Source organism: Lentzea sp. NEAU-D7 (assembly GCF_026242055.1).
Classification (GTDB): domain Bacteria; phylum Actinomycetota; class Actinomycetes; order Mycobacteriales; family Pseudonocardiaceae; genus Lentzea.
In genome coordinates this window covers 36,318-61,433 of sequence record NZ_JAPJDL010000020.1, presented here as the reverse complement: position 1 = coordinate 61,433, position 25,116 = coordinate 36,318, and the positions used below count along the sequence as shown (strand labels likewise).

Sequence of the window (25,116 nt, the reverse complement as noted above, 5' to 3'; positions counted from 1 at the left end):
GGGGATTCCTACGGCTCGCGCCGCAGGGTTTTCTGCTTCGTCGCCGACTGCCCGCCCGGAGGGTTCCGTTGAGGTCTTACACCGGCTCCACAGACTGTCACCGCCAGCCCGGCGGCCAGAATGTTGCGTGCCGCGTTCACGTCCCGGTCATGGGTCGTGCCGCAGGCACAGGTCCACGTGCGCACCTGCAACGGCATCACTGCCGCGAGCTCACCGCAGACCGAGCACAGCTTCGACGACGGGAACCAGCGATCAACGACGATCACGTCCCGCCCGTACCAGTTCGCCTTGTACAGCAGCAATTGCCGGAACCGGCGCCAGCCCGCGTCATTGATCGCACGCGCCAGGCGATGGTTGCCGACCATGTTCGACACCGCCAGATCCTCGATCACGAGCGTTTGGGTTTCACGCACGAGCCGAGTGGTGATCTTGTGCAGGAAGTCGGATCGCCGATCGGCGATCCGGGCGTGGACACGGGCGACCTTGACGCGGGCCTTGTTCCGGTTGGCGCTGCCCTTTTGCTTGCGGCACAACGCCCGCTGCGCCTTCGCGAGCGCCGCGCGGTCGCGGCGCTCGTGGCGGGGATTGCCGATCTTCTCTCCGGTCGAGAGCACCAGCAGGTGGTCGAGACCGGCATCGACACCGATGACCGCATCGGTGGCGGGCAACGGTGTCACGCCGGGGTCGTCGCACAACAGGGACACGAACCAGCGCCCGGCCGCATCCCGCGACACCGTCACCGTCGACGGCACCGCGCCCTCGGGCAGAGGCCGGGACCAGCGGATGTCCAGCGGCTCGGCCATCTTGGCCAGCGTCAGCGCACCGTCACGCCAGCGGAACGCCGACCGCGTGTACTCCGCCGAAGCGCGCGACTTCTTCCGCGACTTGAACCGCGGAAACCTCGCACGCTTGGCGAAGAAGTTCGTGAACCCGGCCTGCAGATGCCGCAACGCCTGCTGCAACGGCACCGACGACACCTCGGCCAGAAACGCCAACTCCTCAGTGCGCTTCCACACGGTCAGCAACGCCGACGTGGCCTCGTAACCGACCCGCTCCCCACGCAGCGTCCACGCCTCCGCACGGGCCTGCAACGCCAAGTTGTACACCTTGCGGACACATCCGAACGTGCGCGACAACTCAGCCGCTTGCGCCTCGCTCGGATAGAAGCGGTACCGAAACGCCCGCTTCACCAGCCCGTTCACCGCTCACAGATTACTCGGCCACTGCGTGCCTCTGTGAGGCCGGATCGTGGACACCGCATCGCCCCGACGACGACACGGCCGTTCCCGCTCTGCTTTGCAGAAGCCCGATTCCTCCTCGTCTTGAACGACGAGGTCTCCTCGGAGGACTTCAGATGACCGACCGGGTGCTCGCCATCGACGGTGGGAACAGCAAGACCGCTGTGCTGCTGGTCGACGCGGACGGCAAGGTGCTCGCGCAGGTGCGCGGCCCTGGTGCCCCGCCTCAGACCGTGGGCATGAAGCGCGGACTCGACGTGTTCGAGGGACTGGCACGCGAGGCCGCAGCTCAGGCGGGACTGTCCCCCGACGAGCCGATCGCCTCGCACACGTCCGCCTACCTCGCGGGAGCGGACCTGCCCCGCGAGGAGGAGGACCTGACGCGGGCGATCACCGAGCGGGGCTGGTCGACCACGACGTTCGTCGGCAACGACACCTTCGCGCTCCTGCGGGCGGGCACCGCGGCCGCCGGCGGCGTGGCGGTCGTCTGCGGCGCGGGCATCAACGCGGTGGGCGTGGCCAGGGACGGGCGGACTCACCGGTTCCCCGCTCTGGGCGCCATCTCCGGTGACTGGGGAGGCGGCGGCCAGCTCGGCAACGACGCCCTCTGGCACGCCGTGCGCGCGGAGGACGGCCGGGGCAAGCCGACCCTGCTGCTGGACGCGCTTCTCGCGCACTACGGCGAGAAGTCGATCGCCAAGGTGGTCGAGAAGATCCACTTCGAGGAGATCGAACTGGACCCGCACGCGCTCTGCCCGTTGGTGTTCGAGGTGGCCGCGCAGGGCGATTCCGTTGCCCTGGAACAGGTCGACCGCCTGATCGAGGAGATCGTCCTGCTCGCGACCGTCTCCATGCGCAAGCTCGACCTGATGAACGAGCCCGTGGACGTGGTGCTGGGCGGCGGAGTGCTCACGCACACCGGCGACACGGTGGTCGGCCCGGTTCGTCAGCAGATCCTGGAAGCCGCCCCGCTCGCCCAGGTCCGCCTGGTCGACGTGCCACCCGTGGTGGGTGCGGCGCTGCTGGGCCTCGACCACATCGGGGCCTCGCCGGGCGCGGAGCTCAGGCTGCGCTCGGCCTACAACGACCACGTCCCAACGGCCGTCCTCGACGTGGCGGCGAGCGGCTAGCCCACCAGACCCCGTCTCAGGGGGCTGATCGGCGGCGGTGCCCCCTGAGACGGTCCCAGCCCCACTGCTCGGGACATCACGGCGGCGGCGTCCCGAGCAGTGGCCTCAGCCCTTTCCGGGGAGCAAGTCCGGCGGCGGCGCTCCTCGGAAAGGCCCGACGACCCCCGCAGCGACCTCACGCGCCGAGGTCGTTGCGGGGGTTTTCGGCGTTCGGGACAGCGGACGAAACATCTGTGGGCAACACTGCGGGCGACACCGCGGGCACCGCACCGGAAGGCACCACGGTCGTCGCGGCGACGCTCCCCGGAGGTGACCCGGCCTCCGGCGTGACCACCGGATTGGAATGAGGAGGCGGCGTGACCGAGCCACGCCCGTCGGCTCCGGGCAGGGCCGGACCGCTCAGCGCGACCCCGGCCAGCAGTGCGCCTGTGACAAGCGCGACACCGAGGAAAAGGAACGGAAGCGGCAAACCAGAACGCACCCGGCAGAAGGTAGCGACAGAATGAGACGAATCCCCCGGATCATCCTCCAGCTTCGCTCGATCGAGTGGTAAAAGAATCGTCACGCACAGCGACAAAACCTACGATGCCGTAACCGACGGTGGCGTAACCAAGGGTTCGTTGTGCATGCTAATTAGTCGTCTGCGGTCGGGAGCCCGCCGACGACCGACAGGACGAACGTCGTACGAGCAAGGGGGATGTAGTGCTGCTGCGATGGAACAGTCTCGTGTCCCTGGGGGACAGCTTCACCGAGGGCATGGACGACCCCGGCCCCGGCGACACCTACGTGGGCTGGGCGGACCGCCTGGCGGGCATGATCGCCCAGCGGGCACCTGAGTTCAGGTACGCCAACCTCGCGGTCAGAGGCAAGATGCTGCAGGAGATCATCGACGACCAGGTGCCGCTCGCGATGTCGCTGAAGCCGGACCTGGTGACGTTCTGCGGCGGCGGCAACGACATCATGCTGCCCAACAGCGACCCGGACGCGCTGGCCGAGGTCTACGAGGTGGCCGTGGCCGAGCTCAGGTCCACCGGCTGCGACGTCGTGATCTTCACCGGGTTCGACACGCGCTCGACGCCGCTGCTCAGGAGCATCCGCGGCAAGGTGGCCATCTACAACTCGCACCTGTGGTCGATCGCCGAGCGGTACCACTGCCGGATGGTCGACCTGTGGGCCATGCACCCGTTGCACGACCGTCGCGCGTGGAGCGAGGACCGGCTGCACCTCTCGCCGGAGGGCCACCAGCGCGTCGCGCTCAAGGCCGCCAAGGTGCTCGGGCTGATCGACGACGAATCCTGGAACGAGCCGTGGCCCGCGCTGCAGCAGATCGACTGGGTCACCCAGCGCAAGGCCGACCTCAAGTGGGCGCGCGAACACGTGGTGCCGTGGATCGGCCGCACGCTCCGGGGTGAGTCGATGGGTGACGGCCTGGCGCCCAAGCGGCCCGAGCTGCTGCCCATGGCGCGCTGCAGCGACGAAAGCCGCGTCGTCGGCTGAAGCAAAGCGGAAGGCCCGACCGGCACTCTCCCCCGAATGCCGGTCGGGCCCTCCAGACGCAGGCGCCTTACCCCCTCGGTAATCCCCCACTCGGCGGCCTGCTGCTCCAACATCCCATGCTTTGGGACCAGACGACTAAACGTCCGCTAAACCTCGGACGAGAGGGAGTCCAGCAGGGTCCGGACCTCCACCGCACGAGCCGAATTGACCTGCGCGTACAGGCGCAGCGCCTCCGTCAGTTCCGCCGCCGCGGCGGCCCATTCCGCCCGCCGGAGCAACACTCCGCCGAGCACGTGCCGCCCGAAACCTTCGAGGTACGTCACCTCGGCGACGGCCGCCTGGTCGACGACCTGGCGGGCCAGCATCTCGGCCTGGTCCAGCGCGCCGGCTTCCAGGTGCAGCTCGGCCAGGTTGGCGAGACCGCGGATCAGCGCGACGTTGTCGCCCGAGCGCCGGTACACCTCGACGGCGTGGGCCTGGTGCCGCAGAGCGACTTCCACGTGGCCACGGGCCTGTTCGACCTGCGCCACGTTGTTCAGGCCGTGTGCCTCGCCGACGACGTCACCGGACTGCTGGGCGAGCTGCACGGACTCCCAGAAGTGCAGCAGCGCCTCGTCGTGCTGCTCCAGCCGGAACAGGACGTCGGCGAGCTGGGCGAGCGTCAGCACGAGGTACTGGCGCTCCCCCAGCTCCGTCGCGAGCCGGTGCGCGCGGCGGGCGTCCGGCAGCAGGACGGGACGTCCCAGCCGGGCGTTCGTCGTGTAGGTCGTGTCCAGCATGAGGATCTGGCCGAGGCGGCTCCCCGTCACCTCGGCCGCGGCCAGGCCGAACCCGACCAGCGCCACCCACTCCCCGGTGAGTGCGCGCGCGGTCGCGTAGTGGTGCAGCAACCGGACCAGCTGCCACACCTGGTCGTGCAGGCCCCTTTCGGCGCACGCGTGCACGACCGCCACGATGTTGGGCCACTCACGGTCGAACCAGCCGATCGGGTCGCCGAACGCCGGCAGGGCCGTGCAACCGTTGTCCGCCAACGCGAAGTCCAGGCCGTCGCGGGCGGGCCGGATGGCCCGGCGCACGTGGTCGCACGCGACGAGGTAGTAGCTCACCAGGCGCCGCAACGAGTCCAGGTCCGCGTGGCCCGCTCCCCGCACGTACAGGCGCACCAGTTCGTGCATGGAGAAGCCGTCCGGCCACGGTTCGACCAGCAGGTTCACCCCGACGAGCTGGGCCAGCCGGGACCGGGCCGAGTCGACCTGGATGCGGTTCAGCGCGGCGACGGCGTGCGACGACATCCACGGGCCGGGCGCCAGGCCGACGGACCGGAAGACCTCGCCGAGGTCGGACGGGAGATCACGCGTCGAGAGGTCCAGAGCCCGCGACACGCCCATCCCCGCCTCCGGCAGGTCCAGGCCGCGCATCCGGTGGCCGTCGTCGGCCAGTTCCCCCACCAGTTCCTCGACAGTCCACTCCGGACTGATCACGAGCTTCGCGGCGGCCACCCGCAGCGCGAGCGGCAGCCCTCCGCACAGTTCGGCGAGCTTCTGCGCGGCCACCGGGTCCTCCTGGGACAGGGGCCTGCCCAGCACGTCGTCCACCAGGTCGCGCGCCGCCGAGTCGTCCAGCGGGCCGAGCTTGCGCACGCGGGCGCTGTTGGTGACGACGAGCCGTTCCATCTGGGACCGCGACGTCACCAGCACCACCGAGCCGGACCCCGGCGGCAGCAGAGGCTGGACCTGGTCGAACGCCGTCACGTCGTCCAGCACCACCAGCACGCGGCGGCGGTTGAGCAGCGAGCGGTACAGCCCGACGCGGTCCTCGACGCCGACCGGCACGCCGTCCGCCGGTACGCCCAGCGCCACCAGGAACCGGGTCAGCACCTCGCCCGGCTCGGTGTCCCCCAGCGCGGCGAACAGCACGCCGTGCGGGAACAGCTCGGAGTTCTCGTGCCCCCACGTGATCGCGAGGGCGCTCTTGCCGACACCGGGCGCACCGGTCAGCACGGCGACCGACGTCGCCAGCAGGTTCCGCGCCCCTACGACCACGTCCAGCCACGACCTGTCGTCGTCCCGGCCGAACAGCCGCGACGCGGAAGCGGGCAGCAACGCCGGTGCCACGATCCCCGCGCGCGGCGCGACGGGACGCGACTCGACCGGGCCGACCACGCTCAACGACGGGTCGTCGCGCAGCACCTGCTCGTGCAGCGCGCGCAGCTGCGGGCCGGGGTCGATGCCCAGCTCGTCCACCGCGCGGCGCTGGAACCGCTGGTAGGCCTCCAGCGCGTCGGCGCGCTGCCCGGAGCGGTACAGGGCGCGCATGCTGTGCGCGACCAGCCGTTCCCGGAACGGGTACTCGGTGCACAGCCCGCGCAGCTCGCCCACCAGCTCCAGGTGGCGGCCGAGCTCGAGCTCGGCGTCGATGCGCTCCTCCAGCGCCGACAGCCGCAGCTCTTCCAGATCGGACGTCATCGGGTCTCCGGGCACGTCCGCGAGCACCGGCCCGCGCCACAGCCCCAGCGCCTCGCGCAGCAGGCCCGCCCTGATGGCGGCGGGCTTGCCGCGGGACGACGCCACGAGCTGCCGGGCGCGGTGCAGGTCGAGACGCCACGGGTCGACGGTCAGCTGGTAGCCCGTCGGCGTGGTGCGGATGACCGCGGAGCCCGCGGGATCGGACTCCTCCAGCACCTTCCGCAACCGCGAGACGTACCCGTGCACGATCGTCCGCGCCGTGGCCGGAGGCGTGTCCGTCCACAGCGCGTCGACGATCTGGTCGATCGAGACGGGTCGGTTCGCCTCGACGACCAGCATGGCCAGCAACCCGCGCATGCCACGACGGCCCAGCTGGACGAGCCGTCCGTCCGCGAGCACCTGAAGTGGACCGAGCACGCCGAACTCGAGTCCGGTTTTGCTCCGCATGCCCCTCCTCAGGTGCGCTGACCTCGTCACTTCAACAGGTGCGCGAGCCCGAGTCTCAGATACAAGTACGACCCGGATTCGCGGGACGCTACTGTTCACACGTGCCGCGAGACAGGAACTCCGTGGTTGACCGCGGCGCCGGGTGCCTTCTCGGCGGCGCTCTCGGTGATGCGCTCGGTGCGCCCGTGCAGTACCTCGGCCTGGCCGACATCCAGCGCGAACACGGCCCCGAGGGCGTCATGGGGCCGCCGAAGCCCGCGCTGTTCACCGACGACACCCAGCTGACGTTGTTCACCGCCGACGGCTACCTGCGCGCCTGGGTGCGCGGCAAGCGCACCGGTGAGTGGGAACCGTCCCAGATGGTCTGGCACAGCTATCGGCGCTGGCTGATCACCCAGCAGCAACCGGCCCCCGAACGCGGGGCGACCGGGCTGCTCGCCGACGAACGGCTGTACGAGAGCCGCTCGCCGGGCCTGACGTGCCTGCGCGCGCTGGCCGCCGAGACACCGTCCACTCCGGAGAACCCGCACAACGAGTCGTCCGGCTGCAACGGCGTCACCCGCACCGCGCCGGCGGGCTTCGCGCCGTCCGCGGCGATCGCGTACGACCTCGGCTGCCGGTTCGCGGCGCTGACGCACGGCGGCACGGGCGGCTGGGTGTCCGGCGGCGCGCTGGCGCTGCTGGTCCACCTGCTCGCCGTGAAGGCCAGGCCGTTGCGCGAGGCCATCGACCAGGTCATCGGCCGGGTGCTGCGCGACGACACGTACACGGCGACGGTGCTGACGCGCGCCGTGGTGCTGGCCGACGAGCACGACGGTTCGTCACCCGTGCGCGTCGACCGGCTCGGCAGCGGCTGGACCGGCCCCGAGGCGCTGGCGATCGCGGTCTACACCGTGCTCACGCACCCGAAGCCGTCGCAGTTCGTGGACGCGATGCGCGCCGCCGCGAACCACTCCGGCGGCAGCGACGCCACGGCGGCGTTGACGGGCAACGTCCTCGGCGCGCTGCACGGCACCGAAGCACTGCCCCGCGACTGGCTGATGGGCCTGGAGATGGTGGACGTGCTGGACGCGATGGGCCGCGACCTCGGCATGTCGGCAGTGAACCTGGACTTCAACGAAGACCGCTACGCGTAACCCACTCCGTCCATGGCCCACGCGCCCAGCTCGTCAGCCAAGCGCGCGATGTTGCGAGTTCGCGCTGGTCGTCCGTTCGCCTCTTCGTCTCGATTCGGCGAAGCCCAATCGGGGCGAAGCGGCGGGCGGACGACCAGCTTCCCGGCGAACTCGCCGCCGTCTGCGGAGCAGCGGCCAACAAACACAGCGGCCAACAAACACAGAGAAGGCCTGCTGGGCGCGCTCCCGAATTCGCGCCACAGCAGGCCTTCTCGCACGAGTAGTTGGTCGACAGCAGGCCGGGTCTTGCCCCGAGCGCGAGCTCCGATCCAGCTCTTGATCAACGAAATCATGCCCCGGAGTCAAGGCTCCGTTGGGCGAGCATGTTAACAGATGTGTACGGGAAGTCCAGGGCTGGAGTACACGCGACGATCTTCGTCGACGATGAAGATCTCGCAGTCCTCCTGCTCCGCCGCCCACTCGATCCCGTCCCTGCCCAGCGCAAACGCTGCTGTGGCAGTGGTATCCGCGATAGCGAGGTCGTCGGAGAAAACCGTGACCGACAGGATTCCCGTGACCGGCTGACCGGTACGGCCGTCCAGGATGTGCTGGCCGCGTTCGTACAACGCTGACGTGGCAACGGCTCCGTCGCGCACGCCGAGCACGACGCTGAGCTGGTCGGCGAGATCGGGATGCCGAACGCCGACGCGCCAAGGCTTTCCGGGTTCGGGCTCGCCGGCCGTCACGACGTCGCCGCCGGCGTTGACGCAGAACGACGTGGCGCCGCCTTCGCGCAGCACGTCCGCAGCCCGTTGCACGGCCCAGCCCTTCACGACCGCGCACGGGTCCAGTCCGCGTCCCGGGACCCGTGCCGTGAACGCGCCGCCCGTCGACTGCTCGTACCAGTCGCACAGCGAGAGGACCTCGACGAGGTCCGGGGTGAGCTCGTCCCTGGTGAGCTCACCCCGGTCGAGCCGGGACACCTCGCTGTCGGGCTTGAACGGCGAGAACCGGGCGTCCGCCTCGCGCAGCCAGTCGAAGGCCCGCTCGGCGAGCGCGGCGTCGCCGTCACGCAGGTCCACCGAGATCGGCAGGCCCATGATGTGCTCGACGCGCCGCACGGCCACTTCTACTGCGCCCCGTCGATCGCGGCCTGCAGCGACTGCTTGTAGCCCTCGGAGGTCGCGGTCGCGCCGGACACCGTGTCGATGTCGGCGCTCTGCGCCTTCAGGGCCGACTCCCGCAGCAGCGGCAGCGCCATCCTGGTCGGGTTGCTGTTGGGTGCCCGCAACGCCTTCACGTCGACGATCTTGGTGCCCTGCAACGTCACCTGCACCTGCACGGTGCCTTCGGAGGTGTTCACCGCGGGCCCGGGCACGGTGCGGTTCTGGGCCTGCTGCTGGGTGGTCTGCTGCTGCGTCGTCTTAGGCGCGGCCCCGGTCGCCTTCGGCGCGGAGCCGGTGGTCTGCGGTGCCGTCGTCCGCGGCGCGGTCGTCTGCTGCTGGGTCTGGGCCGGTGGTGCGGCGGCGGCCTCGTTGATCTCGCCCTCGTGCGCGGCACCCGGCGAGTAGATCCAGACCGGAACCAGGCCGGCCACGCTCAGCGCCAGAACGGGAATTGCCCTCTTCACGTCGTCGGACCCTCTCAGTTGGCCAGCGCGAAGCGCTCGGCGTGGATCTGGTTGCTGGGCACTCCCAGTTCGTCGAGGCTGGTGATCACCGCGTCGGTCATGCCGCCGGGGCCGCAGATGAACACGTCACGGTCCTGCACGTCCGGCACGAGCGCGACGATGTTCTCCGGACCGAGCAGCGGACCGTTCGCGGTGATGGTCTTCGAGGAACCGGTGACCAGGCGCAGCACGGCGCCCTTGGCCCTGGCGAGGCCTTCGAGCTCGCGCAGCAGCACGGCTTCGCGCGGGTCGCTGACCCGGTAGAGCACCACGACGTGGCCCTTGATCTCCTCCAGCAGCGCGCGGACCGGTGTGACGCCAACGCCGCCCGCGACGAGCAGCGCGTTGGGCTTGATCTGGTGCATGGTCGTGAAGGCGCCGTACGGGCCCTCGGCGAACACGCGGGTGCCGACGGCGATGTTGCGGATGTCCGCGCTGCCGGTGCCCAGGGCCTTCGCGGTGAGGCGCAGGTACTTGCCGTTCGGCGCCGCGGACAGCGAGAACGGGTTGGCCTGCCACCAGCGGTCCTTGGTCAGGAAGCGCCAGAGGAAGAACTGGCCCGCCCTGGCGCCGAGCTGGTCGAGGTCCTTGCCCTCGATGTAGACCGAGACGACGTTGTGCGCCTCGGGCACCACGGCGGCGACCCGGAACTGGTGCCGCCAGTTGCGGTAGAGCGGGAGCACCACGCGTCCGATGAGGACGGAGCCGAGCGCGAACGCCCAGAGGCCCCACCAGTAGCCGGTCGCGAGCGCGGACTTGCGGAACGTGCTGCCCACCGCGACCTGGTGCGAGAACGCCAGGAAGATCGCGATGTAGGTGTACAGGTGGATGAAGTGCCAGGTCTCGTACGCCAGCCGGCGCCGCGCGAAGCGGGCCGAGACGACGCCGACGACCATGATGATCGCCCACGCCACGAGCGCGCGGAGGATGCCCTCCAGCTCGGTCGCCTGCCGGATGATCTCGGCGATCGGACCGTCGGGGCCCGCGTTGCCGAACGCGATGAAGACCAGGTGACCGACCAGGGTGAAGAAGATCGTGAAGCCGACCCAGCGGTGCCACGAGGTGAGCTTGTCCATGCCCAGGCGCCGGTCGAGCCACGGCAGCCGCGCCACCAGGAGCAGCTGGAACGCCATGGCGAGCGCGCCGTACAGGCCCGCGAGCCGGCCGAAGTTGACGAGCTTGTTCGAGCCGACGCCCGCCGCGTTGAACAGGTAGGTCACGAAGGCCGCGTTGGCGAGGAGGAACACGTAGAGGCCGGCTTTGGCCAGCACCTTGTGCGGCGTCGCCCGGCCGGCCGCGGCCGGTCGCACGGGGGGCTGCAGGGTGGTCGTCACGGCGGGCTCCTCGGTCAGGGCGGTCTCTGGCGGTCGGTCTCGATCCTTTGCGTTCGAGCTGTGGCTCTCCTTTGCCCGCGCTGTCGACTTCCTGTCGATCGAGCGGGAGGGCCATCAGGTGACGCACCATGAGCACGTGGACAAGGGGAATTCGGTTCGATTGCTCGTCGTGGACGACGAGCCGCACATCGCTGACCTGGTCGCGACGGTCGCCCGGTACGAGGGCTGGCAGGCCGCGACCGCGCTCAGCGGCGAAGAGGCCCTCAGAGAGGCCGCCGAGTTCCAACCCGACATCGTCGTGCTCGACCTCATGCTGCCTGACCTCGACGGATTCACCGTTCTCGATCGAATGCGAGCAGCCGGCGCGATGGTGCCGGTGGTCTTCCTGACGGCCCGTGACGGCACCGCGGACCGGGTGGCGGGGCTCACCAGGGGCGGCGACGACTACCTCGTGAAACCTTTTTCGGTCGAGGAGCTGATGGCCCGGCTCCGGGCCGTGCTGCGCCGCTCGACGGGTCCGTCGTGGAAGCGGTCGGTGCTGAAGGTCTCCGACCTGGTGATGGACGAGGACACCCGCGAGGTCCGCCGCGGCGGCAAGCTCGTGACGCTGACCCCGACCGAGTACGAGCTGCTGCGGTACCTGATGCGGCGCTCGCCGGCCGTGCTCACGAAGGCGCAGATCCTCGACCACGTGTGGGAGTACGACTTCGGCGGCCGTTCGAACGTGGTCGAGCTCGTCATCTCCCACCTGCGCCGCAAGCTCGACGACGGCCGCGAGCCGTTGATCCACACCGTGCGCGGTGTGGGGTACGTGCTCCGCCGAGCAGCGGAGTGAGCCCGGCGATGCGGTTCCGGCCCAAGCCCGTCCGCGAATGGCGGCTCGGCACCCGCCTCGCCCTGGGCCTCGGCGCGCTCGCGCTGACGGTGTTCGTGATCGTCGGCTGGGTCATGGTCGCGTCGATGCAGTCCTTCCTGGACCGCCGCCTCGACGACCAGATGGTGATCAGCCAGCAGGGCGCGGCCAAGGAGGTCGAGTACTACGGCAAGATCACCAAGATCCCGCCGGACTGGTTCGCCGTCGTCTACAAGATCGAGAACGGCGAGCTCCGGCCGCAGCCCGGCGACCAGCAGCCGGCGGACCGCGAGGAGTTCGACGCGCTCGCGCGGAGAGCGCTGACGACCGACGAGTTCCAGACCGAGTACCTGCGCGGCGAGGGCAAGTTCCGGCTGCGCGCCTGCCAGGTCGTCAAGGACGAGTGGATCGTGGTCAGCGCGGCCCCGATGCAGGACAGGGACGGCACGATCTCGCAGCTCGTCACGGTCGGCGTGATCGCGTTCCTGGCCGCCCTGATCGCCTTGGTGGTGGGCGGCCAGGCGCTGATCCGCAAGGGCATGCAGCCGCTGTCGGACATGGCCGACACCGCGCACGACATCTCGTCGCACGACCTGACCGACTCGGGTGACCTCGCCGTGCGCGTGGACGGACGGGGCGGCGGCGTCGAGGTCGAGGAGCTGCGCGAGGCGTTCAACAAGATGCTCGCGCACATCGACACCTCGCTGGCCGCGCGCACGGCCGCAGAGCAACGCCTGCGCCGGTTCATCGCAGACGCCTCGCACGAGCTGAGGACGCCTCTCACCTCGTTGCGCGGGTATGCGGACCTGTTCAAGTACGCGGCGGCCAACGAGCCGGGCGAACGCGAGAAGCACCTGGAGAAGCTGCGGTCGGAGGCGGCACGCATGAGCGTGCTGCTCGACGACCTGCTGCTGCTGGCACGCCTGGACTCCGCGGCGACCGAGCCACCGCTGCGCCCGGAGGAGCTGGACCTCTCGGTGATCGCGGAAGCGGCGGCGGACGCGTTCCGAGCGGGCAGGCCGTCGCACGTGCTGGACGTCGACGCCGACACGGTGACGATGACCGCGGACCCGACGCGGTTGCGGCAGGTGCTCGACAACCTGCTGACCAACGCGGCCGTGCACACGCCCGCGGGCACCTCGGTGGCGGTGAAGGTGACGGCCGAGAACGGCTGGGCGGTGATCAGGGTGAGCGACAGCGGCCCCGGCATCCCGGCGGCGGACCAGGCGCGGATCTTCGACAGGTTCTACCGCGTGGACGACTCGCGGACCCGCCAGCGCGGCGGCAGCGGACTGGGGCTCGCCGTGGTCCAGTCGCTGGTGGAGGCGCACGGCGGCACGATCGAGCTGGCCAGCCGGCCGGGGTCGACGGTCTTCACGATCCGCCTCCCCCGGCACCCGGCCTAGCTACTCCGCCTGGGACGACGGGGCCCACAGGTCGATGCCCGACTCGACGGCGTGCTTGTCGATCTCGGCGAGCTCGTCGTCGGTCAGCGGCGGCGCCTGCAGGGCCGCGAGGTTCTGCTCCAGCTGCTCGACCGAGGACGCGCCGATCAGCGCCGACGTGACGCGCGGGTCGCGGATCGTCCAGGTCAGCGCGAGCTGCGCGAGCGACTGGCCACGGGACTTCGCGATCTCGTTGAGCGACCGGATGCGGGCGAGGTTCTCGTCGGTGAGCAGGTCCGTCGACAGCGACTTGCCCTGCGAGGCGCGCGAGCCCTCGGGAACGCCGTTGAGGTAGCGGTCGGTCAGCATGCCCTGCGCGAGCGGCGAGAACGCGATGCAGCCCGCGCCGACCTCCTCCAGCGTGTCCAGCAGCTCCGGCTCGATCCAGCGGTTGAGCATCGAGTACGACGGCTGGTGGATCAGCAGCGGCACACCGGCGGACCGGAGCAGCTCGGCGGCCTCGCGGGTCTTCGCGGGCGAGTACGACGAGATGCCCGCGTAGAGCGCCTTGCCCTGCCCGACCGCGGACACGAGCGCGCCCATGGTCTCCTCGAGCGGCGTCTCCGGGTCGAACCGGTGGGAGTAGAAGATGTCGACGTAGTCGAGGCCCATCCGGGTCAGCGACTGGTCGAGCGAGCTGAGCAGGTACTTGCGGCTGCCCCACTCCCCGTACGGCCCGGCCCACATGTCGTAGCCGGCCTTCGTCGAAATGACCAGCTCGTCGCGGTACGGCCTGAGATCATCCTTCAGGATCTGCCCGAAGGTGATCTCCGCCGAGCCGTAGGGCGGACCGTAGTTGTTGGCGAGGTCGAAGTGCGTGACACCGAGGTCGAACGCCCTCCGCGCGATTCCGCGGCCCAGCTCGTAGGGCCGGTCACCGCCGAAGTTGTGCCAAAGACCGAGCGAGATGGCGGGCAGCTTGAGGCCGCTGCGTCCCGTCCGCCGGTAGGTCATCTGGTCGTAGCGCGCGCTATCCGCGAGGTAGGACATGGGTCCCACAATGTCACGTCCTGATGAGACAGAGCAGGACGAGAGACACATCTTCATGCGGGCAGAGGACGTCCGCGCGATGGTGCTCGAAGCACGGGACTCGCCCACCGGCCTCACGATCCACCGGACGTGGATCGACGGCACGCTCGACCTGGACTTCCTGACGATGGCCGGGCCGCTGACCCTGGTCGGCTGCCACCTCCCGGAAGAGCTGACCATGCGGCACGCGCAGCTCGCGACGGTCGACCTCAGCAGTACGACCGCGTGGGGCGTCCGGGCGGAAGGCCTGCGCACCAGGAGCTTCGAGATGACCGACGCGCGGTGCTCCGACGCGTTCGACCTCGACCACGCCCAGATCGACGGCACCCTCTCGTTGAACCGCACCAGCATCGGCTCGTTCAGCGCGTACGGCCTGAAGGTCGGCGGTTCCTTCATGGCGAGCGGCCTGCACGCGTGGCCGGGGTGGCGCGGCGGGTGCCCGTTGTTCCTGGAGGACATCGACATCGGCGGCGACCTGGCCCTCGACGAGGCGACCGTCACCGGCCTCGACGGACCCGCGATCATCGCGAACGGCGCCAGGGTCGGCGGCGTGGTCTTCGCCAAGAACGCGATCCTCCGCGGCGACGACGACGCGTTCCTGCTCCTCGAAGCCGACATCGGCGGGCTGCACCTCGGCGGCGCCGTGCTGCGCGGCACGCTGTGCACCGATGGTGCGCGGATCCGTTCCGAGGTGAAGCTCAGCGGGATCAACGCCGTCTCACGGCAGGCCGGGGCCACGATCCGCATGGTCGACACGAAGATCGGCGCGGGACTGGTGCTCTCGGGGCTCGTGCGCAACCGCGGCGGCAGGGCCGTGTCGCTGCACATGACGACGGTCGGGGCGAGCCTGACGATCAGCGAGGCCGAGATCGACGCGGACACCGCCGCGGCGGCCCTGGAGATCAGCAACTGCGACATCGGCAGCGAGCTCACGCTCCGCCCGGACAAGCTCCGCAACCGCGGCGACGGCCTGGAGCTCGACCTCTTCAGCACGAAGGCGGGCAGGGCGCTCGGTCTCGAACCCGCGACCCTGGTCGACGCCGACGCCTCGGTAACCCTGAACGGACTGTCCTATCCGGACGCCCCGGAGGACGCGGACGCGTGGCTCACGATGCTGCGCGAGCACACGTTCCGCTACGAAGCCCAGTCCTACCAGCAACTCGCCGCCGTCCACCGCACCGCCGGACACGAGCACACCGCGCGACGAGTCCTGATCGCACAGCAGGAGGACCTCCGCCGCCGCGGCGACCCCGGCAACAGGCTGTGGCACCGGTTCCTCGGCGTCACGCTCGGCTACGGCTACAAGCCGTCGCGGGCGGTGGCCGGTCTGCTCGCCACGTTCCTGCTTGCGCTTTGTCTCGTGTGGACAACGGGTGCCCACAACGGCCTGGCACCGGCCAAGGACCGCCCCGCGGACTCCTGTTCACCTGTGAACAGGATCAGTCTTGCGGCGGATCTGGCGATCCCCCTGGTGAAGCTGGGTGGCACACCGAGATGCGAACTGGCGAACGGACCAGCCGGACAGTGGGCGACCGGAGCAGGCTGGGTCGTGCAGGTGCTGGGGTGGTCGTTCGCCACTCTCAGCGTCGCGGGCTTCACCGGACTCGTTCGCAAAAGCTGACGAACAAGGCCGCGGTCGGCTGACCGCGGCCCGCCGTCATTTCAGTTGCCCGGATTCCGGATTCACGCGTTGCTGGAATGCCGACGCACCGTTAGCAGTTGCTCGCCGCGCTGACCGCGAGGCAACGGCCGGTGTTGATGTCGGTCCAGGTGTTGAGGCACTGAGCCGTCACGTCACCGGTGCGCTTGACGCAGGTGAAAGGACAGGACGAAGAAAGACATCCGCAATCCTCAGAACTGAACCGCATCAAACGACTACGCAGCGCACAGGCATAAGCGCGGATAGTGCTGGAAACCCCTGCCGCATGTCCCAGGAAGCAAGAAGGCTCCCCGACCAGCCGTCATGGCTGGTCGAGGAGCCGAAATGGAGCCGGCGAGGGGAATCGAACCCCTAACCTTTCGCTTACAAGGCGAGTGCTCTGCCAATTGAGCTACGCCGGCCGGTCCGTGTTCGCGAACATCGTAAGCGCCCGTTGCGGGTGCCACCTGCGGCGAACGGTCTGCTCTCAGTGTGATCGGATTGCTCCGACAGGAGTCAGACCAACCAACCGAGTGGATCAACGCGCCCCGGTGACCGCCTTGACCAGGTCAGGAGGGTAACCAACAGACAGTGATCATGTCCTCCTTTTCGGGTCGCCCGATCGGAGGTGGCAGACGACACAGCAACGGTCGAAGGCCCTGTCACGATCACACCACGGAGGTGCCCGAGATTTCCACGAACAGCCTGCACGGCCCCGCCCTGCCCGACGACACCACGGTTCACCTGGTACTCGATCTCGCCCTCAAGATCGGCGAGGTCCAAATGGCCAGTGGAGCCGGTGCGGCCGATGTGACAGCCACGATCCTCTCGGTCACCGAGAGCTATGGACTCCCGCACACCGAAGTAGACGTGATCTACACCTCTATCAGCGTGTCGTGCCATCGCGGCACGGAGGCGTTGCCGATCACCTCCATCCGCGTCGTCCGGCAGCGCGGTCTCGACTACACGCGGCTCGCCGACGTCGAGCACCTCGTGCGCAACCTCGGGCCGATCGAAGAGGCGCACGCCCGGCTCGAGGACATCACGAACGCCAAGCACCCGTACCCGCGCTGGGTCGCCACCGCCGCGTGGGGCGGCATGGCGGCCGCGGTCGCGTTCCTCGTGGGCGGCGGGCTGGTGCTCGCGCTCACCGCCGCGGTCATCACGGCCGTGGTCGACCGGGTCGGCCGGATCCTCAACCGCCGCAACCTGCCGTTCTTCTTCCAGCAGCTCGTCGGCGGCGCGCTCGGCACGGGTGCCGCGCTGGCGATCTACTCGACCGGGTTGCTGCCGGTGCGGCCGAGTCTGCTGGTGGCAGTCGGGATCGTCGTGCTGCTGTCCGGGCTCGCGCTGGTGAGCACCGTGCAGGACGCGATCTCCGGCTACAACGTCACCGCCGCGGGCCGCACGGTCGAGACCGTGCTGCTGAGCGCGGGCCTGATCGCGGGGGTCGCGCTGGCGATCCGCGCGGCCGTCCACTTCGGACTGGACATCCGGCTCAGCGACCCGTTGCCCGCCCTGATCTCCGCGGTGCCGATGCAGTTCGCGGCCGGCGCGGCGACGAGTGCGTTCTTCGCGCTCGCCTGTTACGCGCAGCCCCGGGCTCTCGTAGCCGCCGCCATCTCCGGCGCGATCGGCACGGCCTCCTACGGCCTCATGACGAGCCTCGGGCTGGACGCCCTGCTCAGCTCCGCCGTGGCCGCCGCGATCACCGGGTTCGGCGGTGCCACGATGACCCGCCGGTTGCGCATCCCGACGCTCGTCGTCGTCCAGGCCGGCGTCGTCCCGCTGCTGCCCGGCTGGACGACGTACCGAGGCCTGTTCCAGCTCACCGCCGAGGGCGATCCGGCCGGTCTGAGCACGCTCGTCTTCGCGAGTGGTATTGCTCTCGCTCTGGCCGGAGGTGTCGTGTTCGGCGAGTACCTGGCCCAGCCGGTGCGCACCGGACTGGGGCGTCTGGAGCGCAAGTTCGCTGGTCCGCGCATGTCCGGGCCGCTCAAACCCACCAAGCGTCGTTTGGAGTGAAACTCGCTGTGACGGGGGTTACACGACACGCCGAGAGCACGCGTCCGCACTAGCCTCTTTTTCGTGAGCATGGACATTGGCGAGAACGGGGCGGAATTCGTAGTCGTGGCCAACCGGTTGCCGGTTGACCTGGAGCGCTTGCCCGACGGCACGGAGCGGTGGAAACACAGCCCGGGCGGGCTCGTGAGCGCGCTCGAACCGTTCCTCCGCTCACACAGCGGCGCCTGGGTCGGCTGGCCCGGCGTCGCCGACACCGAGGTGCCGCCGTTCGAGGACGACGGCCTGCTGCTGCACCCCGTCGAGCTCTCGGCCAAGGAGGTCGAGGACTACTACGAGGGCTTCTCCAACGGCACGCTCTGGCCGCTCTACCACGACGTCGTGGCGCAGCCCGCCTTCCACCGCCACTGGTGGAACACCTACGTGAAGGTCAACCAGCGGTTCGCCGACGCGACCGCGAAGGTCGCCGCCCAGGGCGCGACGGTGTGGGTGCAGGACTACCAGCTGCAGCTCGTCCCGGCGATGCTGCGCGAGCAGCGGCCCGACCTCAAGATCGGCTTCTTCCTGCACATCCCGTTCCCGCCGGTCGAGCTGTTCATGCAGCTCCCGTGGCGCACGGAGATCATCCGCGGCCTGCTCGGCGCCGACCTGGTGGGCTTCCACCGGCCCGGCGGCGCGCAGAACTTCCTCTGGCTGGCCCGCCGGCTCGTCGGCCTGGAGCCCAGCCGCGGCACCGTGGGCGTCCGGACCCGGCCCGGTGTCGTGCAGGTCGGCGACCGCACCGTGCGCGTCGGCGCGTTCCCCATCTCGATCGACAGCGCGGGCCTCGACGCGGTGGCCCGGCGCAAGGACACGCAGGCCCGCGCGAGGCAGATTCGAGAGGATCTGGGCAACCCGAAGCGCATCCTGCTGGGCGTGGACCGTCTCGACTACACGAAGGGCATCGACGTCAGGATCCGCGCTCTGTACGAGCTGATCGCGGACGGACGCGTGGACCCCGAGGACGTCGCGATGATCCAGCTCGCGACACCCAGCCGCGAGCGGGTCGACCACTACAAGACGATGCGCCAGGACATCGAGCAGTCCGTCGGCCGGATCAACGGCGAGTTCGGCCGCGTCGGCAAGCCCGTCGTGCACTACCTGCACCAGTCGGTGAACCGCGAGGAGCTCGTCGCGTTCATGAGCGCGGCGGACGTCATGGTCGTCACGCCCGTTCGGGACGGAATGAACCTCGTGTGCAAGGAGTACGTGGCCTGCCGATATGATCTTGGTGGAGCTCTGGTGCTCAGCGAGTTCGCCGGCGCTGCCGCAGAACTGACCAGTGCGTTCCTGGTGAACCCCCATGACCTGGACGGTGTCAAGAACGCACTGCAGGCCGCCCTCGACATCGATCCCGCAGAAGGCCGCCGTAGGATGCGCGCGCTGCGCCGTCAGGTCCTCACCCACGACGTTGACCGTTGGGCAAGGTCGTTCCTGGAGGCGTTGGGCACGCAGACCTCGGTCTGAATCCTTTCAGATCCCACTGACCCATCGAGTGCTCCAGGAGGGGCGTTGACCGCCGAGGCCCTCCCCGCCGAACTGCGCCGTGCCATCGTGCAGCTGGCCAGGACCCCGCGACTGCTGGTCGCAAGCGACTACGACGGAACACTCGCGCCGATCGTGAGCGACCCGGAGCAGGCACGCCCGCTTCCGGAGTCGGTGAACGCGCTGCGTTCACTCGCGTCGTTGCACGAGACGACATCGGCCGTGATCTCCGGTCGCGCGCTGCGCGACCTGGCCACCCTTTCCCGCCTGCCGGGCGAGGTCCACCTGGTGGGCTCGCACGGCTCCGAGTTCGACGTCGGCTTCGTCCACGCCCTGGACGCGGACGCCAAGGCGTTGCTGCGGCGCATCGAGGCCGACCTCGAAGAGATCGTCGACGGTCAGGAGGGCGTGCAGCTCGAGGTGAAGCCCGCCTCGATCGCCGTGCACGTCCGCCGCGCGGCGAGCGAGGCCATCGGCGCCGCGGTGCTCGACGCCGTGCGCTCCGGCCCGTGCACCTGGGAGGGTGTGCAGGTCACCGAGGGCAAGGCCGTCATCGAGCTCGCCGTCGTCGAGACCAACAAGGGCCACGCCCTCGACATCCTGCGGCACCAGGTCGGCGCCACCGCGGCGATCTTCCTGGGCGACGACGTCACGGACGAGAAGGCGTTCGAACGCCTGCACGGCCCGGACCTCGGCATCCGCGTGGGTCCCGGTGAGTCGCTGGCCCAGCACTACGTGGCCGACCCCGCCGACGTGGCGACGGTGCTGGCGTTCCTGCTGGAGGAGCGCCGCGCGTGGCTGCACGGCGACCAGGCCGTGCCGATCGAGCGCCTGACCATGCTCGCGAACGAGCGGTCCGTGGCTCTCGTGACGCCGGACGCCAAGGTCAACTGGCTGTGCCACCCCGAGCCGGACTCCGCGGCGATCTTCGCGGACCTGCTCGGCGGCCCCGCCGCCGGCCACTTCTCGATCAAGCCGGAGCACGGGTCGCTGCCCCTGGGCCAGCGCTACCTGCCGGGCACGATGATCGTCGAGACCCGCTGGTCGCGCCTCCTGGTGTCGGACTACCTGGAGCACGACCTGGCCTCGCACCGCACGGACCTCGTCCGGCGGATCAGCGGCTCCACCAACGCGGTGATCACGTTCGCGCCGCGGCCCGAGTTCGGGCAGGTGCCGGTGCGGCTGCTGCGCGAGCGCGACGGCCTGCGCGTCGTCGGCACGTCGGACCCGATGGTGCTGCGTTCCCCCGGTGTCGACTGGGAGATCACCTCGGACGGCATGCAGGAGACCGCGCGCGCCGTCGTCCGGCCGCGTGAGGGCGCGCCGGTGCTGCTGGAGCTGCGGTGCGGCACCGACGACCTCTCCGAGCACGTCCAGCCCGAGTCCGTGCGTCGTGACCGCGCCGCGGGCTACTGGTCTGACTGGGCGGCGGGGTTGAAACTCCCGACCGTGCAGACGGACCTGGTGCTGCGTTCGGCACTGACGCTGCGCGGCCTGGTGCACAAGGACTCCGGCTCGATCATGGCGGCGGCCACCACGTCGCTGCCCGAGGAGCTCGGCGGCGTCCGCAACTGGGACTACCGCTACTGCTGGCTGCGCGACGGCGCGATGACCGCCGCCGCGCTGGTGTCGGTGGGCTCCTACGCGGAGGCCGACGGCTTCCTGGCGTGGCTGCACGGCGTCCTGGAGACCATTCCGGGCCCGGAGCGGCTGCACCCGCTGTACACGCTGCAAGGCACCCAGCTGGGCGCTGAGGCCGTCATCGAGTCGCTGCCCGGCTACGCCGGCTCCCGGCCGGTCCGCGTGGGCAACCTCGCGAACCAGCAGGTGCAGCTCGACGTGTTCGGCCCGGTCGTCGACCTGGTGGTGCAGCTGGCATCGGCCCGCGGCGCGCTTTCGGACGCCGACTGGACGATGGTCCAGGCGATGGCCGAGGCCGTCTCCCGGCGCTGGCACGAGCCCGACCACGGCATCTGGGAGGAGCGGCACGCGCCGCGCCACCACGTGTACTCGAAGGTCATGTGCTGGCTGACCATCGACCGCGCGATCAAGCTCGGTGAGCAGTTCGGCCGCGAGCTGGACCCGTCCTGGGTGCCGCTGCGCGACACTATCTCCAACGACGTGCTGAAGAACGGCTGGAACGACGAGGTCCAGTCGTTCACCACGGCCTACGACGGCGACGACCTGGACGCCGCCTCGCTGTTCGTGGGTCTGTCGGGTCTGATCGACCCGGCCGACGAGCGCTTCCAGTCGACGGTGACGGCCATCGAGGCGGAGCTGCGGTCCGGTTCCACCGTGTACCGCTACCACCGCGACGACGGCCTGCCGGGCGACGAGGGCGGCTTCCACCTCTGCGCCGCGTGGATGATCGAGGCCTACCTGCTGACCGGTCGCCGCACCGAGGCCGAGGAGCTCTTCGGCCAGATCGTCGCGGCCGCGGGCCCCACCGGCCTGCTGCCCGAGGAGTACGACCCGGTCGCCGAGCGTTCGCTGGGCAACCACCCGCAGGCGTACTCGCACCTGGGCCTGATCCGCTGCGCCCAGCTGCTCTCGCAGTGAGCTAGTCGTTTCTGCCGCCGCGGTCCTGGTTCAGGGCCGCGGCGGCACTTTTTCGATGATCTTCGCGGTGCCCGGCGAGCTGCCGAGCAGCGTGATCCTGTCGCCGCGGATGAGATGCGCCCACGCCGGCGGCACGAACGGCCTCAGCCGTGCCGTGGCGCGTTCACCAGGACCCAGCACGGGCTTGGACTCGATCCACAGCGCGGCCACCCGCTGGTGCTTGCCCGTGACGTCCCACGTCGGGCGTTCTCCCCTGGCCCGCAACGGTTCCGCGTCGACGGCCAGGGTCAGCTCGACCCGCAGCACGCCTTGGATGGACTCCACGCACCGCCACTGGAACCAGGCGTCGTCCTGCTCCATCTGGGCCGCTCCCTCGGCCAGGAGGGCCCAGTAGCGCGGTGTCTGCCAGGTGTGGCCGTCGAACTCCCCCAGCAGCTGGAGGACCAGCTCCCACTCTTCGAGCTCCAGGTAGTCGAGCAGGTCGGCGCTCCGCACCTCCGGGGGCACCATGGCCGCCGCGAACCGCAGCAACTCACCGATCTCGCTGTCGTGTCTCCCCCACACCCGCGTATTCGATCACAGTCGCGGTACCGGTCACCGGCTGTCCCTCGTGGAGGGTGATCATGTCGCCCGGTGTGAGGTGGTGCCAGGCCTGCGGCCAGGTGGGCAACAACCGGACCATGGCGTTGTCCCCGCACTCGGGTTCCAGCTTCGGCTCGACCCACACCCTGGATGACTGGCCGGAGCTGGTCCCCAGGTCCCAATGCAGCCACAACACGTTGTCGTGGGTGATCAGGTCTTCACCCGGTGCGGTTCGCAGGACCGCACGCAGCACCACGCGCTGGTACGTCTCGTACTCCCGCCAGCGGAACCAGTGGGAGGGCAGGTGCAGCTGCTCCGCCGCTCTCACCAGCAGCGCCCAGTACTGCCAGGGCTGCCAATCGATGCCGCCGAACTCGCCGAGCAGGTCGAGTGCGAACTCCCACTCGTCGCGGTCCAGGTGCGCCCGCACGTCCGCTGCCGATGCGCCGGACTCGCCGCGGGCGTCGTCGGGCACGAGCGCCAGAGCTCGGCGCAGGAGATCAGTCATCTTCGCTCTTGCCGCCGGACTCGTCCTTGCCGCTGCGCCTCCTGTTGAGCCCCAGCACCTCCAGCGCCGACACCAGGTCGTGCGCCACCAGCGCCCGCACACCGTCCGGCAGCGGCCCGTGGTCCGGCGGCACCAGTGCCTTCTTGAACCCGAGCCGCGCGGCCTCGCTGAGCCGCTTGCCGACGCCGTTCACGCGCCGGATCTCGCCGGCCAGCCCCACCTCGCCGAGCACCACCAGGTCGGCCGGCAGTGCGATCTCGCGTTCCGCCGACGCCACCGCCAGCACCACGGCGAGGTCCGCGGCCGGTTCGACCAGCCGCATGCCGCCCACGGTCGCGGTGAAGACGTCCTTCTGGAACAGGTTCACCTTGCCGCGCTTCTCCAGCACGGCGAGCGCCATGGAGATCCGCGCCGAGTCGAGCCCGCTCACCGCGCGCCGGGGCGCGGGCAGGTTCGTCTTGGCCACCAACGCCTGCACCTCGCCGAGCATCGGACGCTTGCCCTCGACGATCACCGTGACGCAGGTGCCCTCGACGGCCTTCTCGCGCCGCGTGAGGAAGAGCCCCGACGGGTCCGGCACGCACGCGATGCCGTCGTCGCGCAGCTCGAAGCACCCCACCTCGTCGGCCGCGCCGTAGCGGTTCTTGATACCTCGCAGCAGCCGCAGACTGGAGTGACGATCCCCCTCGAACTGCAGCACCACGTCGACCAGGTGCTCCAGAACCCGTGGCCCCGCAACCGATCCGTCCTTCGTGACGTGTCCTACCAGGACAACGGGAAGGCCGCGTTCCTTGGCCATCGCGATCAGTCCTGATGCGACGGTGCGCACCTGCGTGACACCGCCGGGCACACCCTCGACGCTCACCGTCGACATGGTCTGGATGGAGTCGACGATCAACATCGACGGCTTCACCTGGTCGACCTGCCCGAGCAACGCGCTGAGCTCGCTCTCGGCCGCCAGGTACATCTCGGGGTGCAGGTTGCCGGTGCGCTCGGCGCGCAGCCGCACCTGCCCCGCCGACTCCTCACCCGTCACGTAAAGACAACGCCCGTGGCTCTCGGCCCACCGGTGCGCCGTCTCCAGCAACAACGTCGACTTGCCCACACCGGGCTCACCGGCGAGCAGCACGACGGCACCCGGCACCAGGCCACCTCCCAGCACCCGGTCGAACTCGCTGACGCCCGTCGAGAGCGCCCGAGCCGACTCGATGTCGACCTCGCCGATGGGCCGGGCCGCCGACGTCGGCGCGCCCGCCACCACCCGCGTCACGGACGCGGTGCCCCGTTCCTCAATGCTGCCCCACGCCTGGCACTCGGGGCAGCGGCCGAACCACTTCGCCACCTCGTGCCCGCACTCGGCACAACGGAAGATCGGCCGCGCTGTCTTCGCCACGAACCGAACGTTAGAGCACAGCACCGACAGTGCTTGTTGGCCGCTGCTTCGCAGACGGCGCGCGAGTTCGCCGGGGAGCTGGCGCGAACTCGCGGACACGCGGCACCGCAGGTCAGGCGCGTGTTGCGGAAACTTCCAAGTTTTTTCGGCGGGTTTGTCGATCCGGCGTCGTGCCCGTTCGACGCATCAGTGGAAGGACACGACACACCTGGAGGACACAGTGAGCACCGCAACCGCTTCCGCGACGCAGACCCGCAAGTTCGCCTTCGGCCGCTACGCCACCGTCGTCACCCGCGTGCTGACCGGCCTGCTCTTCGCCACGACCGGCCTCAACGGCTTCATCATGTTCATGCCCGCCCCGGACCCCAGCACGATGGCACCCGAAGGTGTTGCCTTCAGCGCCGCGCTTTACGCGACCGGCTACATGTTGCAGCTCGCGTCCGGCGTCCAGTTGCTCGCCGGCGTCCTGCTGGTCGTCGGCAGGTTCGTGCCGCTGGCGCTGGCGCTGCTGGCCCCGATGGTCGTGAACATCTTCCTGTTCCACGTCTTCCTGGAGCCCAGCGGCATGGTGATGGCGCTGCTCGTGGTCGCCGCCGAGATCGGCCTGGCGTGGGCCTACCGCGACAAGTTCCGCCCGATGCTCCAGGCGTCCTGAACGAACGTGAAA

General features: G+C 69.9%; 19 protein-coding genes and 1 tRNA gene. 10 read left to right on the top strand and 10 right to left on the bottom strand.

What is annotated here, in order from left to right; genetic code table 11:
- Positions 1 to 8 precede the first annotated feature (8 nt).
- Positions 9 to 1,202, bottom strand: a complete 1,194-nt coding sequence (locus tag ORI60_RS33045; protein WP_323055968.1) for a transposase — start codon at positions 1,200 to 1,202, stop codon at positions 9 to 11.
- Positions 1,203 to 1,354: 152 nt separating this feature from the next.
- Between ORI60_RS33045 and ORI60_RS33040 the strand changes: the two genes are divergently transcribed.
- Both ORI60_RS33040 and ORI60_RS33035 read left to right on the top strand, forming a co-directional pair.
- Entirely contained in the window at positions 1,355 to 2,368 is a 1,014-nt protein-coding gene (locus ORI60_RS33040) for an N-acetylglucosamine kinase (protein ID WP_266041921.1), read from the top strand.
- Between the two features lie 726 nt (positions 2,369 to 3,094).
- Positions 3,095 to 3,865: an SGNH/GDSL hydrolase family protein gene (locus tag ORI60_RS33035; RefSeq protein WP_266041920.1), complete on the top strand. Its 771-nt coding sequence runs from the start codon at positions 3,095 to 3,097 to the stop codon at positions 3,863 to 3,865.
- A 146-nt stretch (positions 3,866 to 4,011) separates the two neighbouring features.
- Here ORI60_RS33035 and ORI60_RS33030 read toward each other — a convergent pair whose 3' ends face one another.
- Complete coding sequence (locus ORI60_RS33030) at positions 4,012 to 6,777, bottom strand: AfsR/SARP family transcriptional regulator (RefSeq protein WP_266041919.1); 2,766 nt, start codon at positions 6,775 to 6,777, stop codon at positions 4,012 to 4,014.
- 101 nt (positions 6,778 to 6,878) lie between these two features.
- On the opposite strand from ORI60_RS33030, the gene ORI60_RS33025 reads away from it, so the two are divergent.
- The gene (locus ORI60_RS33025; RefSeq protein ID WP_266041918.1) at positions 6,879 to 7,913 is read left to right on the top strand and encodes an ADP-ribosylglycohydrolase family protein; all 1,035 of its coding nucleotides are present in this window, start codon (positions 6,879 to 6,881) and stop codon (positions 7,911 to 7,913) included.
- A gap of 365 nt (positions 7,914 to 8,278) precedes the next feature.
- Here ORI60_RS33025 and ORI60_RS33020 read toward each other — a convergent pair whose 3' ends face one another.
- The 3 genes from ORI60_RS33020 to ORI60_RS33010 are packed head-to-tail and all read right to left on the bottom strand — an operon-like array spanning position 8,279 to position 10,895.
- Positions 8,279 to 9,013, bottom strand: coding sequence for an FAD:protein FMN transferase (locus ORI60_RS33020; protein WP_266041917.1), 735 nt, complete (start codon positions 9,011 to 9,013; stop codon positions 8,279 to 8,281).
- Positions 9,014 to 9,021: 8 nt separating this feature from the next.
- A complete protein-coding gene (locus ORI60_RS33015; RefSeq protein ID WP_266041916.1) occupies positions 9,022 to 9,522 on the bottom strand; it encodes an FMN-binding protein in 501 nt (166 codons plus the stop codon).
- Positions 9,523 to 9,536: 14 nt separating this feature from the next.
- The gene (locus ORI60_RS33010; RefSeq protein ID WP_266041915.1) at positions 9,537 to 10,895 is read right to left on the bottom strand and encodes a ferredoxin reductase family protein; all 1,359 of its coding nucleotides are present in this window, start codon (positions 10,893 to 10,895) and stop codon (positions 9,537 to 9,539) included.
- Between the two features lie 136 nt (positions 10,896 to 11,031).
- Between ORI60_RS33010 and ORI60_RS33005 the strand changes: the two genes are divergently transcribed.
- Both ORI60_RS33005 and ORI60_RS33000 read left to right on the top strand, forming a co-directional pair.
- The gene (locus ORI60_RS33005; protein WP_266041914.1) at positions 11,032 to 11,730 is read left to right on the top strand and encodes a response regulator transcription factor; all 699 of its coding nucleotides are present in this window, start codon (positions 11,032 to 11,034) and stop codon (positions 11,728 to 11,730) included.
- Between the two features lie 8 nt (positions 11,731 to 11,738).
- Complete coding sequence (locus ORI60_RS33000; protein ID WP_266042044.1) at positions 11,739 to 13,154, top strand: sensor histidine kinase; 1,416 nt, start codon at positions 11,739 to 11,741, stop codon at positions 13,152 to 13,154.
- Here ORI60_RS33000 and mgrA read toward each other — a convergent pair whose 3' ends face one another.
- On the bottom strand, positions 13,155 to 14,183 hold the full coding sequence (gene mgrA, locus ORI60_RS32995; protein WP_266041913.1) for an L-glyceraldehyde 3-phosphate reductase: 1,029 nt from the start codon (positions 14,181 to 14,183) through the stop codon (positions 13,155 to 13,157).
- Positions 14,184 to 14,238: 55 nt separating this feature from the next.
- Here mgrA and ORI60_RS32990 point away from each other — a divergent pair, with 55 nt between their 5' ends.
- Positions 14,239 to 15,843, top strand: coding sequence for a hypothetical protein (locus ORI60_RS32990; RefSeq protein ID WP_266041912.1), 1,605 nt, complete (start codon positions 14,239 to 14,241; stop codon positions 15,841 to 15,843).
- Positions 15,844 to 16,207: 364 nt separating this feature from the next.
- Here the strand turns inward: ORI60_RS32990 and ORI60_RS32985 are convergent.
- A tRNA-Thr gene (locus tag ORI60_RS32985) sits at positions 16,208 to 16,283 on the bottom strand.
- 175 nt (positions 16,284 to 16,458) lie between these two features.
- Here ORI60_RS32985 and ORI60_RS32980 point away from each other — a divergent pair.
- The 3 genes from ORI60_RS32980 (at position 16,459) to otsB (ending at position 21,966) form a co-directional block, all read left to right on the top strand.
- Positions 16,459 to 17,886, top strand: a complete 1,428-nt coding sequence (locus ORI60_RS32980; protein WP_416234530.1) for a threonine/serine ThrE exporter family protein — start codon at positions 16,459 to 16,461, stop codon at positions 17,884 to 17,886.
- 69 nt (positions 17,887 to 17,955) lie between these two features.
- A complete protein-coding gene (locus ORI60_RS32975) occupies positions 17,956 to 19,389 on the top strand; it encodes an alpha,alpha-trehalose-phosphate synthase (UDP-forming) (RefSeq protein ID WP_266042043.1) in 1,434 nt (477 codons plus the stop codon).
- A 45-nt stretch (positions 19,390 to 19,434) separates the two neighbouring features.
- Positions 19,435 to 21,966, top strand: a complete 2,532-nt coding sequence (gene otsB / locus ORI60_RS32970; protein ID WP_266041910.1) for a trehalose-phosphatase — start codon at positions 19,435 to 19,437, stop codon at positions 21,964 to 21,966.
- A gap of 30 nt (positions 21,967 to 21,996) precedes the next feature.
- On the opposite strand, the gene ORI60_RS32965 is transcribed toward otsB, so the two are convergent.
- From ORI60_RS32965 to radA, 3 genes are read right to left on the bottom strand one after another with little or no spacing between them, the layout of a single operon-like run.
- The gene (locus ORI60_RS32965; protein WP_266041909.1) at positions 21,997 to 22,530 is read right to left on the bottom strand and encodes a hypothetical protein; all 534 of its coding nucleotides are present in this window, start codon (positions 22,528 to 22,530) and stop codon (positions 21,997 to 21,999) included.
- A complete protein-coding gene (locus ORI60_RS32960; protein ID WP_266041908.1) occupies positions 22,499 to 23,056 on the bottom strand; it encodes a hypothetical protein in 558 nt (185 codons plus the stop codon). Before ORI60_RS32960 ends, ORI60_RS32965 begins: the two co-directional genes overlap by 32 nt.
- Positions 23,049 to 24,449 (bottom strand): DNA repair protein RadA, encoded by a 1,401-nt coding sequence (radA, locus tag ORI60_RS32955; protein WP_266041907.1) that lies wholly within the window; start codon positions 24,447 to 24,449, stop codon positions 23,049 to 23,051. The genes ORI60_RS32960 and radA overlap by 8 nt, the downstream gene beginning before the upstream one ends.
- Positions 24,450 to 24,669: 220 nt before the next feature.
- Here radA and ORI60_RS32950 point away from each other — a divergent pair, with 220 nt between their 5' ends.
- Positions 24,670 to 25,104, top strand: a complete 435-nt coding sequence (locus ORI60_RS32950; protein WP_266041906.1) for a hypothetical protein — start codon at positions 24,670 to 24,672, stop codon at positions 25,102 to 25,104.
- Positions 25,105 to 25,116: the final 12 nt, after the last annotated feature.